Genomic DNA, 17,108 nt, shown 5'->3' with positions numbered 1-17,108 from the left:
CTCTACTTTTTAGGAATGAGGTCTTGAATTACTGCTTGTGGCATATCTAATTTATTCTCGATCAAACCGAGACCTTGATAAATATCCGCTCCTTTTTGCAATACCTCTGGATCAAGGGCTCCAAGTGTCTTATCTTTCGGATCAGAAGAAAGACTGGAACTATTTCTCAAGTCTATAATTTTCAAATTACTATTTACATCCTTTCCGTCGATTGCAAGTTTAACGGCTAAAGAAGCAGCTTCCTGGGGATTATCGATCATCCACTGTGCACTTTGTTGATATCCCTTCAAAAAGCTTATTAAGAGATCCTTTTTTTCTTGATAGGTTTTTTCCGTTACTACAAAAACATCACTGGGTATATTTAAGTAATCTTTGACTTCTATGACATTTACATCACTTAACCCTTTTTGTTTACCAGTTTCTAACCCAGTATCTGTGGCTGCAGTTGCATCCACTTGGCCTTGCATTAAAGGCGCAAAATTTAAAAGGCCGGTTTCTACGATGGTTACATCCTTTTCGGAAAGGCCTGCCTGATGTAAAAGCAAGAGCAAATTCTGACGAGTTCCGCTTGAATGACTATAAACACCGATCTTTTTCCCCTTTAGGTCTTCAGGCTTGGTGATGTTCTTTTCTGTTAAGGAAACAACATTAAAAACATTTTGTGGATAAATATTGTAAATAACTCTTAACTTTTCTCCTTTATCGAGTGCGAAATAGAGTGAACCCGGATCTGTAAAGGCTATATCTGCTGCGCCTGTAAGAATATTTTTGATGGCATCCCCGCCGCCTGCTCCCGGAATAAAGTTAACTTTTATTCCATTCTCCTTATAGAAACTCTTTTCTTCCCCAGCTAACAGATTAGTTTGTTCCGTGATAGGCTGGCTCCAACTGGCTACCTTAACCTCTTCAATTTGTTTTGAACCTGCTGCGTCCTTGTCCTTTGCAGCACAACCACTCAAAAGAACGCCGAAGGCTAATAAGCCGATTCCCAGTAAATACTTAATCTTCATTTGTTTCTTCCTTTCATATAGGTTTTTAAAAATAATCCTTCAATAAGGTTTACACCTAGATAAAGAAGCATTCCCATAAGCGTGAGCAGGATCAAAACTGCAAACATGAGCGGGGTATCCATCATTCCTTGTGAGGCTATGATCAGTGCTCCCAATCCTTCGCTTCCTCCTATGAACTCACCGACAACCGCACCCACGACGGCCAAGACGACTGAAACTCGAAATCCCGCCAAAATTGCCGGCAAGCCAGCGGGTATTTTCAAATGGATAAGAGTTTGCAGGCGAGTGGCACCCAGTATATAAAATAAATCCTTCTTATTGGGGTCAGTATATTGAATGGCTGTTAGAGTATTTTCTAGAAGGGGGAAAAAACAAATCAAGGCTGTAATAACAACTTTAGACGTCATCCCAAAGCCAAACCATAAAATGAAGAGCGGAGCTAAGGCTAACTTTGGAACTGCTTGACTAGCGATGACATAAGGAAACAAAAGCTTTCGCAAAAAATCTATTTCTCCCATTAATACGCCAAGGATAAATCCCATTGTACAGCCAATCGATAAGCCTAACACTATTTCTGTAATCGTCCTAAGAATATGTGGTAGAAAATAGCCACTGCTTAAACCATTCCATAACTCAATAAAAACAGCCGCAGGAGCCGGCAAAACGAGCTCTGACATTGGTCCCGCTATCAATTCCCAACCTATTAACATAAGTAACAAGAGCAACATAGAATAGTATTCAACTTTTTTCATGATGAAACCCCACTAAATGACTGGCGAATTTTTAAGCAGAGCTCATTGAAATAAGTGTCATACCTCATCTTGAAACCGCGTTCTTGCGGAAGATTCACTTTATAATCATGGACAATTTGACCTCCCGACATAATGGCTACATGATCGGATAAATAAACCGCTTCGGTAATATCATGGGTAATAAAAATAACCGTTGTTTTCTGGAGCTGGCAGAGTTTTAATAGATCATCCTGCAGTTCTTCCCGGGTAATAGCATCAACTGCTGCAAACGGTTCATCTAAAAATAACATGCTGGGTCTTTGAATGAGAGAACGAGCAATCGCGACCCTGCTTTGCTGTCCACCGGACAACTCTGTTGGATATTTATCCTTCTGCGAAATAATCCCCATTAACTCAAGTAAGGTTTCTCCGTAATCAAGCTCCCTGCTGTTAGGTTTCCTTTTAAGTGAGATCGGTAAGAGAATATTATCAAAGACCGTTTTCCATTCTAGGAGCGTCGGTGACTGAAAGACATACCCAACTTGAGAAGAAGGCTTTGATACCTCTACCTCTTGCCAGTAAACCTTGCCCTTATCGGGTTTCAAAAGACCTGCGGCAAGTTTCAGTAAAGTGGTTTTACCACATCCGCTTTTCCCTAGTAAACAGTGGAATTCTCCTTCCTCTATTTGCCAGGTGACATCTTTGACTGTCGAGCCCTGTCCTGGATAACTGTAATATATATGATCTAAGGTCAGAAAACCCAAGCGCTCACCCCCTAATCAACGTATGGAGCAAATTTTTCTGCATAAACCTCTGCAGAACATTCAATGTCTACCATATTAATAAGGTCTAATAAATTAAAACGACCATCATGGTGCCAACCGGCTTCGGGGGAAGTCATGCTTCCAAGTCCCGTAAGACGTGTAACTCCTGCTCTTCCCAATAAATCCGAAATATCGAACAGTTCCTTAGGAGTCGAGGCAATCCCCACTGTTTGAAGCAAGGAGCGATAAGGCTTAATATAGTCAATGACTTGTTCCAATTGATCAACTGCAATTACTTTGACGGCCCTATTTAAACAACTGGGATTAATTTCTTGACCCGCTTCCTCGTAGACAACTGTCCAGTTATTCGAGGTCGTTCCAAGAACCTCTTTAGAGGAATTAGAAAAAATATTCAGCTCTTCTTTATGTCTCCAAGCCGCATTAGCCGTTATTTCCTCCAGCGATAGCCCTCGACGCGGATACCTTTTTTCAAAACACTCGAGTTCATGGGCCATATATCTCGCAAACTCTCGCGGAGAAACACTCCCTCCCCTTTGAACATAGAAACAATGAGGGGAATAGCACCCTTGTTGATCATACCGAACAACATCAAGAGCCGCGCTATGTGCGGTCTGCCAGGCCTTGCGTGAGTCTAGACTTGCCCGGGAAATTATACCAAAGCTGATTTTATGTCCGAAGGGAAGGAAACGGGTTGTGAGCGGAATTTTAGTGCCGAGAGAAGCTAAAGACGTGTTACTGCCATAACCTACTACTACATCTGCCTTATTAAGTAAGCAAGATTCACGCTCCTCATCCCCTCCTTTCCACCAAACAATAGCTAGACAATCAGCCAATTTAGGTTCAATCTCTACCAATACTTGAGCGAACAATCCTGCAAACAAAGGCTCTCCACTTGAAACCTTGCCGATGTTCCCCGCTTTTATCAATAATCCGGATATTAGGCTCCAGATTGGAAGAGCGGGGACATTTCCTGCCCAAACATGAGCCACTAACTCCGGTCCCATTGCCTTGGAAAATCCCCCTTTTGGACGAGGTTGAAAGTCATCTAAAAGCAAGGGATTTCCCAAATCCTCGACTAGAAACCGCTGAAGCTGCGGCTTGCGAAAACTCTTTAAGTAAGAGGTAAGACCTAGCCGAATTATTTCTTCATCATACCCTGTAATAATTGGCAACAGTTTTTCTGCCTTTTGCCGGTACTTTGAGCTGCGATCAAGGAATATGGCGATCGATTTGTCAATGATGTTAACAATTTCGTTGATCGTAAAGGATTTTAAAATAAATCGGCTGTTTCTCTTTACTATCTCTGTCAAAGCATCCATCTGGTCACGAGTAAGAAGAGGGATCTGAATTTCCACAGTATCCTGATTCCTTTGGAAAATATGGGTTTTATATTCAAGTACTCCTTCTAGGCATGGTGGCAAATAGCCTCCGACTTCTTTCATAAGGAATTCCCTTTCTTGGCTCGAATAAACTCCTCTAAGGCAAGTGAACACCCTTTGGCTTCCGCTCCCTGGGCCCTTCCTTTAAGAAGAAAACCCGACTCAACCTCGACCCCAATATCTTCAGTAAGGATGGTCGTCACTGAATTAAAGTTTGCCAGATCACAGTGGACAAGCACACCTTGCTCGCCTTTAGGTACCGTTTGTCCTGTCAGAGGATTAATAACTCGTGTGCGTATCCAATGAGGCCCGGACTTAACTGAAGGAATTTCCGCATTACCCTGATCATAGAACTGAGTGCTCAGCTCAGTCATACCATACATGTTGATACAATCCTTCCGGGCTACTCCTAAGCGAGCTGAAAGACGGTCATAAAAATCATCCAGCTCCAAGTGCCTTGAGTTGTTTTTAAATCCACCTGTATCAAGAATGCTGCTCCCCTTTGGCAGGGAGAAAACTCCCCCTATTTTTTCTAATTCATCTAACATATGTACAAAGCTGTAAGATGCACCTAGCAAAGCGTAAGGTTCTCCAGTCCTTTGAGCTTGTTCCAGTCCAGTAATCAAACTTTCTATCTCTAAACCGCGCTCACTTATAAAATAGGAACTATCCTCTGTTCCAAATTCCTTAACGGCAAGGGCTAAGTAATGTGCCAGCGAAGAATTGGGCATCTCTTCTTCCGTCGGGAACAGAATACCCATGCGAATCTTTTCTGAGTTTTTCATGAAGCGTTTATTAAAATTTACTGTCATGGATTGATCATACACCTGCAAAGCCGGATGATAATGTTTTCCCTGAATCCCTTGTGTAGTGCCGCTTGTCATAAAAATCCTTTCGGCTTCGTTCGGATTATTACTGCTTAGAGTAACCTCCTTGAAAGCGTTAATAGGTACAGAAGGAATTTGGCTCCACATTTTAACAGTCCTTGGCGTTCTCCCTTTTTGCAAACAGTAAGCCTGATATGAAAGATTATTTTTGTATTGGTAAGCGAACAGATGCAAAGCCAGATCGTTGAAACCCTCTTCAGAGCTTTGATCCCGCTTAATGAATTGGCAGATAGAATCCATTATTTCTTGCTGACTCATTTTTCTCAAATCCCTTTTTCCAAAATAAAAACACTTTGCCTAGGCAAAGTGCTATTGACTAAAATAACATTCCCTGCGCTGGCATTACCCAACAGGTTCAATCGGTCTACGACATTAGTCGTACTCTCAGCCTGTTCATCAAGCTCCCGATGTTTAATAATATTTATATGCCTAAGTATACTTCTTACCTGGAAGAATTTCAATTCTTCCAGGTAAATCAATAACAAAATGCACTGCCGTAAAATAAAACAAAAACTATTTTCAGAAAAGGTCGAAAAACAATAGTTATTGAAAAATTAGGACTTGCATAAAAGTAAAAGCTTTGGCACACTAAAAACAGAAATTAAAAGATATCACCGACAAGTGAAAAAGAGCGCATCAAATATTTTAGGTCTTGATCCCCGTGTCGTTGCGGCACATCCCGAAAGGAATGGAACCAAAGCATGTCAAACAGTTTGTTGTGGAATCTGACTCTCAATATCGGTCTGTTAGTGCTCATTGCCAATCTCTTGACAAAGAATAAGATAGTACGGCGGATGCTCCTTGAAAAAAGTGGCAACTTATGGAGCCAAGCGACACTTGCCGTTTTTTTTGGTCTTTTTTGTATCCTCTCCACCTATACGGGCGTTCAACTAGAGGGCGTCATCGTAAATACCCGTGTTATCGGAGCATTAGCCGGAGGCATATTAGGCGGTCCGGTCGTAGGCATCGGAGCGGGGTTGATCGGTGGGGTCCACCGCTACTTTTATGATATTGACAGATTTACCTCTGTGGCCTGTGCAGTTTCCACTTTGTTTGCTGGGATCATTGGCGCCGTATTTTACCCTCATTTCCAGCGGGGGAAATGGAATCAGGCCGGCCTTTTTGCCATTACCATCATTTCAGAGGTCGTACAAATGGCTATGATTTTACTGCTCTGCCGCCCTTTTGATATGGCTCTGAGTGTGGTAAAAACCATCGCCCTGCCTATGATCTTTTTAAATTCTTTTGGTATGGTGATCTTTATGGCTACCTTTAAAAATGTATTTATTGAAAAGGACCAAGAATCAGCCAGCAAGATGAGTCTTGCCCTGTCCATTGCAGAGCGATGTCTTCCCTATCTCCGAAACGGTCTTTCCAGCAGAGAGGATCTGAAAAGCGCCGTATCCATCATTCTTTCCTCCGCCATATGTTCCATTGTCATAATAACTGATCGTCAGCAGATCCTTGCCCGGGGACAGACGGATAGCAACCTTGATATCGATGATTTTAAGGAGCTTCCATTGCCTGCAAAACAAGCAATGGAAGACAATCAGTTTGTTACCTTGACTGAGACCAAGAATAATACAAGTTTAAAAGGGATTCTTCGCCACCATACAATCATTGCAGCACCACTCACCAAGATGGATCATCCAGTGGGCTGCCTCATGGTATTTGTAAAGCGTCGCTGGCTTAATCTGGAAGCGGACATCAGCTTTGTTAAAGGCCTTGCTACTTTGTTTTCCACTCAGCTGGAACTTTCTGATATCGACTATCAAAAGCACCTGCGCCAAAGGGCAGAGTTCTCTGCGCTCCAATCTCAGATAAACCCTCACTTTCTATATAACTCTTTGAACACCGTGTCCTGCATTTGCAGAGAAAATCCAGCTCAGGCCAGAGAACTTCTTATGGCACTGGCCACGTATTTCCGGCAAACCTTGGACTCAGACCGTTGTATGATTACCCTTAAAGAGGAAATGGCTCATGTAAATAACTATCTAATTTTAGAAAAGGCCCGCTTCGAAGAAAAGTTGGATGTTACAATCGACGTTCCTGAACATTTGGATTGCCTGGTCCCCGCCCTGATACTCCAACCAATCGTTGAAAACGCTGTTAAGTACGGAGCCGATTCTTATGGTCGCCGCCGCATTAGAATCGTTGCCCGGGAGATTTCAGACAGCGTCTCTATCATTGTCTCAGACTGCGGATCCGGTTTCCCGCCTGATGTGTTAGAGGATCTTCACAACGGTGCCTCCAGTGGCAATCACATTGGTCTTTCCAATGTACAAAAGCGGTTAAAAAGTATTTATGGGGAAGAAAACAGTCTTCGCATCACCTGTATCCCTGAAGGGTCTCAAGTGGAGTTTATGATAACAGATGCCAAGGAAGATACGTATAACACCGACCGGAAGGAGCCTGCTCAATGAGAATCGCAGTCGTTGACGATGAGCGTCCAGCCAGAAGTGAATTAATCCATCAGCTTCTTGATATCGTTCCCAAAGCCATGATATCTGAAGCAGACAGCGGCACTGCCGCCCTTGAAATGATGAGTAAAGATAATTTCGACCTGGTGTTCATCGATATAAACCTGGGTGATATAGAGGGAACGGTTTTGGCCTCCACCGTAAAACAGCTAATGCCCAAGGCCCATATCATCTTTGCCACTGCTTATTCGCAATATGCGGTTCGTGCCTTTGAGATCGGCGTCTCAAACTATATCCTAAAGCCCTTTGACAAGCACCATCTCGAACGGATCGTAGCCAACTGCCGCAAGGAACTGGAGGCTTGCTCAAAGCCTCTTCTGAACAGGTTGCCGGTTAACTGCAATCGCAGAATAGTATTAGTGGATATAGAGTCAATAGTTTTTGTAGAAACGGATAACCGCAGTTGTCTAATACACACTAAAAACGGGGATCTTACGGAAAACCTTTCAATAGGAGAATACGAAAAGAGACTCTCCGGGCATCGTTTTTTTCGTATCCACAAAAGTTATCTGGTTAACTTAGAGCATGTACAGGAGATCTTCCCGTGGCATAATAACAGTTTTGCTTTAAAGATGTCGGGCTATGAAAATGAGATCCTGCCAGTGGGCCGTGAAAAGATTAAGGACCTTAGACAAATACTAAAGATTTAATTTATACAGACTCTGATCCTCAGTCGGTACATCTAACGATATGTACCGGCTGCTTTTCTGTAGAAGCGCCAACCGTTTGATACACCTTTTTCGTTGATTAAGCGTAAATATTCTCATTTAAAACAGGAGCTATTTTATGTAGCTGATTTGGATGATAAAATTCTATAAAATTCAAAGAATTTAGGCACACTCTATTATTCAAAGAATTGAGCATACTCTATCTCGTTGCTCAAGTACGTTTTTTCTAATCTTTTTTTTCTAATCCTATTATTATCATTCATTTCAAATATCCTAAGATGAGGAGGGGAATAGTTTCTTAGAAACCTGTACCTATAAATTTTAAATTATTCGGAGGAGGTTGAATTATGGAAGCTGGCTTAGGTTCATTATTCGTGATGCTCATTTCCCTTGTAATTCTTGTTGTAGGAATAATTAAGCTTAAAGTTCACCCGGTCTTTGCTCTCATCATTGTGGCTATCGGTTCTGCCATTGGCTTTGGAATACCTCTGAAAGATGTTATCAGCACCGTTACAGGAGGCTTTGGCGGTACCATAGGAAGTATCGGTATCGTTATCATTCTAGGGTGTACGATGGGCGTAATCCTTGAACAAACGAGCGGTGCCCTGGTACTCGCCAACACTATATTAAAAATAGTCGGTAAAAAGCGTTCAAGCCTGGCCATGGCCATTTCTGGTTATCTAGTATCTATCCCGGTTTTCAGTGACTCAGCTATCGTTATTCTCTCTCCTGTTGCCCGTGCGCTTTCCGCTCGAGGCGGTGTTCCTCTCTTTGCTTTGTTGGGTGCTCTGAATGCAGGTATCTTGGCAACTCACACGATGGTCCCACCCACCCCGGGCCCTCTAGCCGCTGCAGGCACTTTAGGTGCGGATGTTGGTCTGGTCATCGCTTTTGGTCTCATCTCTGCTTTCGCCTATACTACTGCGGCTACTTTATATTGTAATTCTACGTGGGCTCGCAACAAATATCCTCATGTCTCCAAGATGAGTAATGTTGATACAGTTGTGGGGGAAGACTTCACAATTCAAACTGATAAGAAGCTTCCCAACGCTGCTCTGACTTTTGCTGTCATCCTGGTTCCCGTCTTCCTCATCTGTGCAAACTCCTTTGCTGTCATGTCCATTCCCAAAGGTTCCGCCATCCTTCCTTACCTTGGTTTCATCGGGCACCCTATCCCTGCTCTTTCAATCGGTGTTATCCTCGCTCTGTTCTTGGATACCAGCCTCTTCAGCAAGGATCAGGTCTATGCGTGGTTTGACAGAGCTGTTGAAAGTTCAGGATTTATTATTTTAGCTACTGGCGCAGCAGGAGCTTTCGGTGCTGTCCTCAAGGCCTCCGGCGTCGGCGCCTACCTTGGAGCTCTGATCGCTTCTACTCCCCTGCCCGCTGTGTTCGTACCCTTCTTAGTCGCCTTGCTCCTTTCCGTTTCAAACGGCTCTGCAACGGTTTCCCTTCTGACCGGTTCTGCAATTATCTTGCCGTTGCTTCCATCATTGGGAATCCATCCCGTTATCGGAACTCTTGCCATAGCAGCAGGTTCCTCCTTCTTCTATCATGCTAACGCCAGCCACTTCTGGGTCGTTGTCAAGTCCAACGATCTCTCTATGAAAGAAGGCTATTCGCTGGTCTCAGTCGGTTCCGCAATAGGAAGTGTGGCCGCAATAATTGCAGTTTGGATCATGTCTTTCTTCCTGACTGTATAATAAACGACCTTCACACTGTAACAACTCTGCCGGACGTAGGTTGAGTACTGCACCTCGTATCTTTTAGATATGTGTTATCATATCTGATTGATGCGAGGTATTCATTTTTGCATACAAAAAAGCCTTGAGATCTACATGGATACGTACCTCAAGGTGTTTATAAAAATTTATATTATTTTCCGAAAATTCCCGTGTCATTTAGGAAACGCAAGCGCACTTATCTAAGCCTACAAAAGAAGCAGCAGGTCTTTCCAAAAACAATCTTAGAAAAGTAATTCTCCGTCTATCTTTTTGACTGCTCCATCCTGCTTGTCTTTAAAAATCTAAATATATCACCTGCCTCCCTGTAGAATTGTGAAATCCTTATAAGTAAAGATTGCTCTCGATACGGCCTAATTGTTTCTTGTAAAGTATTATCGAAAGTGGTTTCTAATTTAGCAGCAGTTGCTTCCATTCTAAAGGCATTTACTAAATTGTCTGCGTCTAAGTCAAGGAAACGAGCATAAGAACGCAAAAATCCTACCGTGTAAACCCCGCCGGGAAGAATGCTGTAGTCCCCATCTTCCAATGCTTGCAGGTATTTAGTGCGAATCTTAGTAATTTCCTCGACCTCTTTCAACTCCAGTCCTTTAGCTTCCCTGGCCGTACGTAACTGATGGACAACTTCATTCATATTCAAACCCCCCCTTGTAAGATCAGTGATTAAATACAGTCAACATTATCCAAACCTAATTTAAAGAAGAGAAAACAAAAAGAACTCCACACCAGAGAACTTAGTCCCGGCTGGGGTTCTAATTTCTTCTCCGGCAACCTGGCAATCATGGCAGTAATTGTACTGCTGTAGACCCATGGCTTTGCGTCACACCTTTTCAGATGCTTTGCCTTTATCAGAACGATTTTTCTCTAAATAAAATAGCTAATATATGGGTATTTTATTTAGAAAGACAAAACCGTGTTAAATGATGTCGTATTTTGTTAAAAAACCTCTCGTGAGGTATTTTAACATATTTACCAATAATTTTAAATGTTTTTTTACATTACTTTGAAGCTTCTTTATAATGCAAAAAGCCCTGAGGGCATATCTCATTACGATATGCACTTCAAGGCTTTGCATTATATTTTAAATCTCTTGATATCTTCTTGTAATTTATTAGCACTTTCTTTAGCTCTCAGGATCTGTTCTTTAACCTCATAGGATTTAATGTTTACCTCAGTCGCCCGATTTGCAATATCTGTCGTTCCACTTGCACCTTGATTGGCTGCTTGGGCTACCCCATCAATAGCATGCGATATGTTTTGTATAGACATCAGAAGTTGTTCAGATGTGGCACTAAAATCAGCTACAAGCCCATCTACGAAGTTCGCATCCTCGCTGTATTTTTCTGCTACCTCCAACATAACCTGATAATCATTATTTACGTCGACAGTCACAAAAGACAGCAACCCATTAGAATTTCGGGAGAGATTATCGACTGCGCTTGTTACTTTTGTCGTAACTTCCTGTATTTGCATAACCGCTCCCTTTGATTGCTCTGCAAGTTTTCGTATTTCTTCTGAAACAACCGAGAACCCTCTCCCGGCTTCACCTGCTCTTGCAGCTTCAATTGCGGCATTTAAGGCTAATAAGTTAGTTTGTTCGGTGATTTGCATAATGGCTTCCGTCAATAAATGGATTTGACTGACGACCTGTGATTCTATAATCGCCTTCTCTAGTTTTTCACGAGTATCGATAAATATATCTTCTGCTTTCTTTCGAGCGATATTGACGTTCTTTTTAGTATCTTCCGCTCGCTTGGTGATTTCCCTTGACGAGGTTGCACCTTGTTGAGACTTTTCCGAGATTAATTGAACCGCTTTTTCTATTTCCTGAGTCGTTGCTGACATTTCTTCAGAAGTGGCAGAAGTTTCTTCCATACTTGCAGCCAGTTCTTCAGTTGTAGCAGAGATCTCTTCCAAGCTCGAGGTTAGAGTAATTACGTTGTCCATGGCATCGTGTACTTCCTCTTCGATCGCTGTCGATTCATTCTTAATATTATTAACCAACTGTTTAATCGAATTTTTCATATCATTGATGGCGTTCGTAATTGACCCTATCTCATCTTTTCGGGCCAGGAATTTAGGGTTGATCTCTTGTGAGAAGTCCCCACCGGCAACAAGCATTAAGTATTGAGACGATTGAATGATCGGTGTCGTGATTTTCTTTGTCGTTATCGTAATGAATAAAATTGTGATCAGAAGCATGATGACAGAAACAACCAAAACCATATAGGATATACTTCTTGCACCTTCAGTTAATTCGTTCTCAGACATAAAGGATGCTAAAATCCAGTCCGTTCCCGATACTTTATAGGGATTAACTATGTATTTTTGTCCTTCAATAGTTACATCGAAGGACTGTAAATCTTCAGACACTAGCTTGTCTAGTCCCGCTATCTGAATTTCTTCTAGTTTTTTAAAGTTATTTTCAGAGTTGTTTCCATCCGCTAAAACAACTCCTGTATTATGGACGATCATCGAAAATCCTGTTTCCCCGGTCTTCATGGAGTTCAACATATCACTTATGACGGACTGCTCCACATCGATTCCAATTGTACCCAACAGATTTCCATTCGTGTCTACAAAAGACCTTACATTGCTCGTAATCATAGCATTAGAAATTCCATCAACGTAGGGCTCGGTTCTCACAATTGACCCGCTTCCGCTTAAGCCAATTTTATACCATCCTTTTTCAGGTGGATTGAAATTCGCAGGCAGTTCGGTTTCAGGCCACTGTAGGTAAGTCCCATTTTCCGTGCCAAAATAAACGTACATTGTGCCTGGATGATTTTTTGCATAGTGATCAAAAATGTCATAAATCTCTTGCTCTAATCCACCATTTTGCGAAGGGGTCATTTTGACTTTTTCAGTATTGTTGGCATAGGACGTAATGCCGTTGCTTGCTCCCATAACCAATGGATTTGAAGCCATCATATTAATGTCTTTATCAATCTGATCATAAAAGATTTTGATTGATTTTTCGGCAATTTTCATTTGTTCGTTCGAATTACTAAAATAATCATTTTTAGCCTGTTGGTTAATATAGTAACTCGCAATACCGTCAACAGCTGTTAGAGAAATTATAACAATTATTATCGAAATCGCTAAAAACTGAGTTCGGATGCTTTTAAATTTCATCCATATACCCCCTCCACATAAGTCCGACGTAACCACAAACTAATACACGTTTATGTCACATAATATAACAAGTTTGCACTATTCAGGATCTTCACTATGGCTCTCGTGTATATTATTTTTGATCAGATTACTGTCGGCACTCCTTCTTTCTCCACAAGAAATAGGGGCTAGGATAATTGAGATTTAAGCTGCTCTTTATCCATACTGCAGTCCAGACGTTTGATTTCTTCCCCTTTATCTAATACAACAACTGCGGGTACCTTTTCTATTTGATATTTTCCAGCAAGACTCTTCTTTGTTGCCATATCAACTTTGAATATTTTATATTCATCAGCATTTTCACTAATGAGTCCTTCCAATAAGGTGCTGAATTCTAAGCTTTCATTGACTAAGACATTGAAAAATAATAATAATATCTTTTTATCACTTTGAATAATATTGGAATTAAAATAATTGAGTTCTTCAATGTAACGTTCAGCTGCTACAGCTGCAGTCGCGCCATCCCCTGCTGCGGAGACAACTTGTCTTAAATATTTTACTCGATTGTCACCGACGGCATAAATCCCTTCAAGGTTCGTTTCCATACCTTCATTGACGGGAATATACCCTCTCTTGTCCGTTTCAAGTCCGCTATCTTTGAGAAAATGCGTTGATGGAATCATACCGACGAAGAAGAATACACCCTGACAGGTAAGTTCAGATGAACCGCCTGTTTTTAGATTCTTAATCTTTACCCCTTCTACATTTTCTTCCCCAAGAACTGCTTCAATTGTTGAGTTCCAGATAAACTCCATTTTTTCATTATTAAAAGCTCTTTCTGCACTTACTTTATTACAATCAAGAACTCCTTCATCATGTAAAACAATCACGGTCACTTTACGGGCAAACTTGGTGATGTACATACCTTCTTCAATGGCCTGGTCACCACTTCCAACGACAACAACATCTTCCCCTTCAAAAAACTCCGCATCACAGGTCGCACAGTACGCTACTCCACTCCCTCGGAGTGTTTTTTCTCCTGGGATATTTAAAATTCTCGGTTCACTGCCACAGGCAAGAATAACAGCTTTAGCAGATAGTTCTTTGCCTTTCTTCGTTTTAATTATTTTTTCTTCTTGAGAAAAATCTACACTGATAACCTCTTCTTTTAAAAATTCAACGTTAAAATGCTCAGCATGTTTTTTGAAATCTTTCATGAGATCCGGTCCACTGACTTGGATATATCCAGGATAATTGACGATTTCCCTAGTCGTATCCACTAAACCGCCGATTGTCCCTTTATTGATTACTAAGGTCTTAAGCTTAGCCCTGCCGCCATAAATAGCAGCTGAAAGTCCAGCAGGACCACCTCCGATAATAATCAAATCATAACTATTAGCCATGTCTTCTACATCCCCTTTAAATTTGATTACACTCCAAGGACTTCTGATATTTTCTCTTCAACGCTTTCTTCCTCAACTTTACCGGCAAGTTTTCCTTGATACTCGCCGTTATTGAAAAAGAGGATCTGCGGAACACCTTTTAATGAGAACCGTTGGAATAATTCTTTATCTTCTTCAACATCAACATAATAGAAGCCAAATTTCCCATCATATTGAGGTTTCAATTCTTCTAACATCGGAACGACTTCTTTACATACATGACATTCTTTTTTAGAAAAGATAACTAAACAGGGTTCACAATTATCATAGATAATTTCTTCAAAACGGGTTGAGTTTAGTTGTTGCAAAGACATATTTTCCACTCCTTAAAATCAACATTATTTTTTTGTCTATAATAATCATACAGCAACGGTTTTCCCCGACTTTTGTTGATTACTATGACCGTTTCACTCCTATTTTAAATAGCAACAGCTATCAGAGTGCTTCCTTCTGATAGCTGCGCATAGTGCACTTACTTAAACATCTTCGGAGAAGATCTGGTAAATTGGAGCTCCTTCACATTGTGCAGGGTAACGCAAACCTAGCAATACCGAGACCGAAGGTGCAACGTCAACTTGTCGGATTGTACGATCTGTTGTAAATCCGGGCTTAATACCGTTACCTGCAGCTACAAAGATCGGCGAAACGGATGTCTCAAAGTACCCTTCTGAAGTTGAAATACTATCGCCATGCAATCGATTGTAGCCTTCTTCAACCGAGAAGAAAATATCTCCGCATTCTGGTCCATTAGCACCAATTAACACAGCATCCTTGTTTCTAAGGCAGATGCCAATAACACGTTTACCCGTCCTGTCATCTCTGTAATTATACAAATCAGAGATGATTTGTTCTTCTAAATCATATTTATCTTTGGGGTCCACGATACCATGCTCATCACGGCCCTTGAGATTGATATAAATATAGTTACTACGGATCTGAACGGCCCTTGTCTTCTCCCAATCGACTTCCCTAATGGAATTGCCATTTTCATCTTTTTTCATAACCGTGTAGCCCAGTTCTTCCATGACCTTTGTATTGAGACCACCATATTCTCCAATAATTGGAGGTACGTTTTCTCCCACAATAAGACCATGATCACTCAGAACTAACACTGTCCAACCTTCATCTAATAAATGCATGAACTCGCCAAGATAATCATCTGTTTGGATATAGAATTTTTCGATAAACCCTTGATAGGTTACCTCATCCGTGTGATCCCAAGGTGACAGTGTCTTCCCAAGATGCCATAATTGATGACCTGCACAGTCAATATTGTGAAGATGGGAAAATACTACTTCATAGCCTTTTTTATTGATGCAATAATTCATGCAATCTGCTTGCCATTGGTTGTATTGTACCCAAGAAGGTTCAAAGATTTCGCCTACCAATTCAGCATCTTCCCCGCCGATTAAACTGACAGGTGGAACCACGCCAACATTTTCAACGATTTCACTAAAGAGAGTTTTAGGATGCCATAATTGGTCATTTGCAATATCAAGCGCATTACTAATCCAAAGCCTAACTTTATTACCAACTGGATCAAGTTCTAAGATCTTCATCGAACGGCAGGCAGGTTTAGTGACTTCTTTCTTGGTAACATCATCAATAATACCTGATACCATTTTATCTCGCTCTAGCGTTACGATTGGTGCTTCTGCTTTCTTATTCTTATAAATAGCCACTCGGTCGTATTCGCCAGCTTCATTTTTAAGAATTAAGGCAGGGCGTCTCATGACACCGCCAGAAGTCAAGATCGTGAATTCTTTAGCCCCTTCAGGAGCATTTGCCCAACCTGTAGCATCTTTGAGCGGAGAGTTTACAATATCATAAGCTACCTTACTGCCAATGACTACTTCTGTATCTTCATCGTCCATAACGAAGGTGCGAATTTCTCCGCCTTGACGAGCTGTATCCCCCCACCAAAGTTCCATCATTTCATCGTCAACATCTGCGTCTAAAGAGTCTTCCAAATCGGTAATGATGCATCCAACACCGGCTGGTTTGTCCACCCTTGGCGCATAACGCACTTCTTTAATCTCAGGTGAAGCAACAATTACTTTTTCCCAGTCAAGCTGCGCAACTCCCATATTCACAGAACCTGGTTGCGTACCGTCGACAACACTGAGATTTTCGCTATGAGAGGTTGGGGGCCAAGAACTCCCCGGCCAATGCCAAACAAGTGTCTTTAGGCCAGCTTCAGCTGTGATATTCCAAATTTGTTCAGCCGTACAATTACGAGAGTCCATATTGTAAACGACTGCATCAAGACTTTCCGGAGATTGTCTCCAATAACATGTGATGCCATGGGTTCCAGGATAAGCGCCGGTGGCTAGTGTCGTCCAGCAAGGTGGTGTAATCGTTGGGATTGCCCCAAGCAGACGCAAATCTTCTCTAGCGGATCCGCGTTCAATGAATTTTTGTAAATTGGGCATTTTTCCCTCTGCTAAAAACTTCCGAGTAATTCTAGGGTCCATACCATCCACACCTAATACCAATAACTTTTGGGTAAGTGCTGATCTCTTCAAAATACTCATCTCCTCTTATAAATTGGACTTAAGCTTATGACATCCTCCGAATTAAGCGGAAGAAAATTTGACTTTCTCAAAGGCTGAAGTCCTTTGTTGTTGAACTTGTTATTTCATTCACTTTCAAGTCGAATTATATTCAATTCGCGTTTATGTGTAAAATACCGACTAATTATGCCCCGTATAGTTAAGTTAACTATGGCTCATTAGGGTTTTTAATAGTTAAGTTTTTTGGATGGCCGTGATCAACCATCCTCTTTTGGATACTTTTACTTATTCAACCTCATTATACATTTGACGGCAAAAGGCGGCTTCTGGCTGAAGCCGCCTTTTGCTATTTTCCGG

Annotated in this window: 13 protein-coding genes and 2 riboswitches; of the genes, 3 read left to right on the top strand and 10 right to left on the bottom strand. The window is 41.5% G+C overall.

Features of this window, described 5'->3' with window-relative positions; translation table 11 throughout:
• Nucleotides 1-2: 2 nt before the first annotated feature.
• The 5 genes from BUB11_RS02940 to BUB11_RS02920 are packed head-to-tail and all read right to left on the bottom strand — an operon-like array spanning nucleotide 3 to nucleotide 5,050.
• Entirely contained in the window at nucleotides 3-1,010 is a 1,008-nt protein-coding gene (locus BUB11_RS02940; protein WP_073027734.1) for an ABC transporter substrate-binding protein, read from the bottom strand.
• On the bottom strand, nucleotides 1,007-1,762 hold the full coding sequence (locus BUB11_RS02935) for an ABC transporter permease (RefSeq protein ID WP_073027733.1): 756 nt from the start codon (nucleotides 1,760-1,762) through the stop codon (nucleotides 1,007-1,009). Before BUB11_RS02935 ends, BUB11_RS02940 begins: the two co-directional genes overlap by 4 nt.
• Nucleotides 1,759-2,505 (bottom strand): ABC transporter ATP-binding protein, encoded by a 747-nt coding sequence (locus BUB11_RS02930; protein WP_073027731.1) that lies wholly within the window; start codon nucleotides 2,503-2,505, stop codon nucleotides 1,759-1,761. The genes BUB11_RS02935 and BUB11_RS02930 overlap by 4 nt, the downstream gene beginning before the upstream one ends.
• Before the next feature lie 11 nt (nucleotides 2,506-2,516).
• Nucleotides 2,517-3,968, bottom strand: coding sequence for an acyl-CoA reductase (locus tag BUB11_RS02925; RefSeq protein ID WP_073027730.1), 1,452 nt, complete (start codon nucleotides 3,966-3,968; stop codon nucleotides 2,517-2,519).
• Entirely contained in the window at nucleotides 3,965-5,050 is a 1,086-nt protein-coding gene (locus BUB11_RS02920) for a LuxE/PaaK family acyltransferase (protein ID WP_073027728.1), read from the bottom strand. Before BUB11_RS02920 ends, BUB11_RS02925 begins: the two co-directional genes overlap by 4 nt.
• A 52-nt stretch (nucleotides 5,051-5,102) precedes the next feature.
• Nucleotides 5,103-5,210, bottom strand: a riboswitch (TPP riboswitch).
• 283 nt (nucleotides 5,211-5,493) lie between these two features.
• Between BUB11_RS02920 and BUB11_RS02915 the strand changes: the two genes are divergently transcribed.
• From BUB11_RS02915 to BUB11_RS02905, 3 genes are all read left to right on the top strand, one after another.
• The gene (locus tag BUB11_RS02915; protein WP_073027726.1) at nucleotides 5,494-7,215 is read left to right on the top strand and encodes a LytS/YhcK type 5TM receptor domain-containing protein; all 1,722 of its coding nucleotides are present in this window, start codon (nucleotides 5,494-5,496) and stop codon (nucleotides 7,213-7,215) included.
• A complete protein-coding gene (locus tag BUB11_RS02910) occupies nucleotides 7,212-7,922 on the top strand; it encodes a LytR/AlgR family response regulator transcription factor (RefSeq protein WP_073027725.1) in 711 nt (236 codons plus the stop codon). Before BUB11_RS02915 ends, BUB11_RS02910 begins: the two co-directional genes overlap by 4 nt.
• 365 nt (nucleotides 7,923-8,287) lie before the next feature.
• The gene (locus tag BUB11_RS02905) at nucleotides 8,288-9,643 is read left to right on the top strand and encodes a GntP family permease (protein WP_073027723.1); all 1,356 of its coding nucleotides are present in this window, start codon (nucleotides 8,288-8,290) and stop codon (nucleotides 9,641-9,643) included.
• Between the two features lie 283 nt (nucleotides 9,644-9,926).
• Here BUB11_RS02905 and BUB11_RS02900 read toward each other — a convergent pair whose 3' ends face one another.
• The 5 genes from BUB11_RS02900 to BUB11_RS02880 form a co-directional block, all read right to left on the bottom strand.
• Nucleotides 9,927-10,316: a helix-turn-helix domain-containing protein gene (locus BUB11_RS02900; protein WP_073027722.1), complete on the bottom strand. Its 390-nt coding sequence runs from the start codon at nucleotides 10,314-10,316 to the stop codon at nucleotides 9,927-9,929.
• 129 nt (nucleotides 10,317-10,445) lie between these two features.
• Nucleotides 10,446-10,536: riboswitch (cyclic di-GMP riboswitch) on the bottom strand.
• Nucleotides 10,537-10,756: 220 nt separating this feature from the next.
• A complete protein-coding gene (locus BUB11_RS02895; protein ID WP_073027720.1) occupies nucleotides 10,757-12,817 on the bottom strand; it encodes a methyl-accepting chemotaxis protein in 2,061 nt (686 codons plus the stop codon).
• A 167-nt stretch (nucleotides 12,818-12,984) separates the two neighbouring features.
• A complete protein-coding gene (gene trxB / locus BUB11_RS02890) occupies nucleotides 12,985-14,199 on the bottom strand; it encodes a thioredoxin-disulfide reductase (protein WP_073027718.1) in 1,215 nt (404 codons plus the stop codon).
• A gap of 26 nt (nucleotides 14,200-14,225) precedes the next feature.
• Complete coding sequence (locus BUB11_RS02885) at nucleotides 14,226-14,552, bottom strand: thioredoxin family protein (protein ID WP_073027717.1); 327 nt, start codon at nucleotides 14,550-14,552, stop codon at nucleotides 14,226-14,228.
• 162 nt (nucleotides 14,553-14,714) lie between these two features.
• Nucleotides 14,715-16,763, bottom strand: coding sequence for an alkaline phosphatase family protein (locus BUB11_RS02880; RefSeq protein ID WP_073027715.1), 2,049 nt, complete (start codon nucleotides 16,761-16,763; stop codon nucleotides 14,715-14,717).
• Between the last annotated feature and the right edge of the window lie 345 nt (nucleotides 16,764-17,108).

The organism is Desulfosporosinus lacus DSM 15449, from assembly GCF_900129935.1.
GTDB lineage: Bacteria > Bacillota > Desulfitobacteriia > Desulfitobacteriales > Desulfitobacteriaceae > Desulfosporosinus > Desulfosporosinus lacus.
Note: the sequence above shows the minus strand (reverse complement) of the source record. Positions and strands in the feature narration are given on the sequence as shown.

Excerpts from the sequence above, each read along its gene's own strand:
- BUB11_RS02940 (WP_073027734.1), bottom strand. The coding sequence starts at position 1,010 with ATGAAGATTAAGTATTTACTGGGAATCGGCTTATTAGCCTTCGGCGTT.
- BUB11_RS02935 (WP_073027733.1), bottom strand. The coding sequence starts at position 1,762 with ATGAAAAAAGTTGAATACTATTCTATGTTGCTCTTGTTACTTATGTTA.
- BUB11_RS02925 (WP_073027730.1), bottom strand. The coding sequence starts at position 3,968 with ATGAAAGAAGTCGGAGGCTATTTGCCACCATGCCTAGAAGGAGTACTT.
- BUB11_RS02920 (WP_073027728.1), bottom strand. The coding sequence starts at position 5,050 with ATGAGTCAGCAAGAAATAATGGATTCTATCTGCCAATTCATTAAGCGG.
- BUB11_RS02915 (WP_073027726.1), top strand. The coding sequence starts at position 5,494 with ATGTCAAACAGTTTGTTGTGGAATCTGACTCTCAATATCGGTCTGTTA.
- BUB11_RS02910 (WP_073027725.1), top strand. The coding sequence starts at position 7,212 with ATGAGAATCGCAGTCGTTGACGATGAGCGTCCAGCCAGAAGTGAATTA.
- BUB11_RS02905 (WP_073027723.1), top strand. The coding sequence starts at position 8,288 with ATGGAAGCTGGCTTAGGTTCATTATTCGTGATGCTCATTTCCCTTGTA.
- BUB11_RS02900 (WP_073027722.1), bottom strand. The coding sequence starts at position 10,316 with ATGAATGAAGTTGTCCATCAGTTACGTACGGCCAGGGAAGCTAAAGGA.
- BUB11_RS02895 (WP_073027720.1), bottom strand. The coding sequence starts at position 12,817 with ATGAAATTTAAAAGCATCCGAACTCAGTTTTTAGCGATTTCGATAATA.
- trxB (WP_073027718.1), bottom strand. The coding sequence starts at position 14,199 with ATGGCTAATAGTTATGATTTGATTATTATCGGAGGTGGTCCTGCTGGA.
- BUB11_RS02885 (WP_073027717.1), bottom strand. The coding sequence starts at position 14,552 with ATGTCTTTGCAACAACTAAACTCAACCCGTTTTGAAGAAATTATCTAT.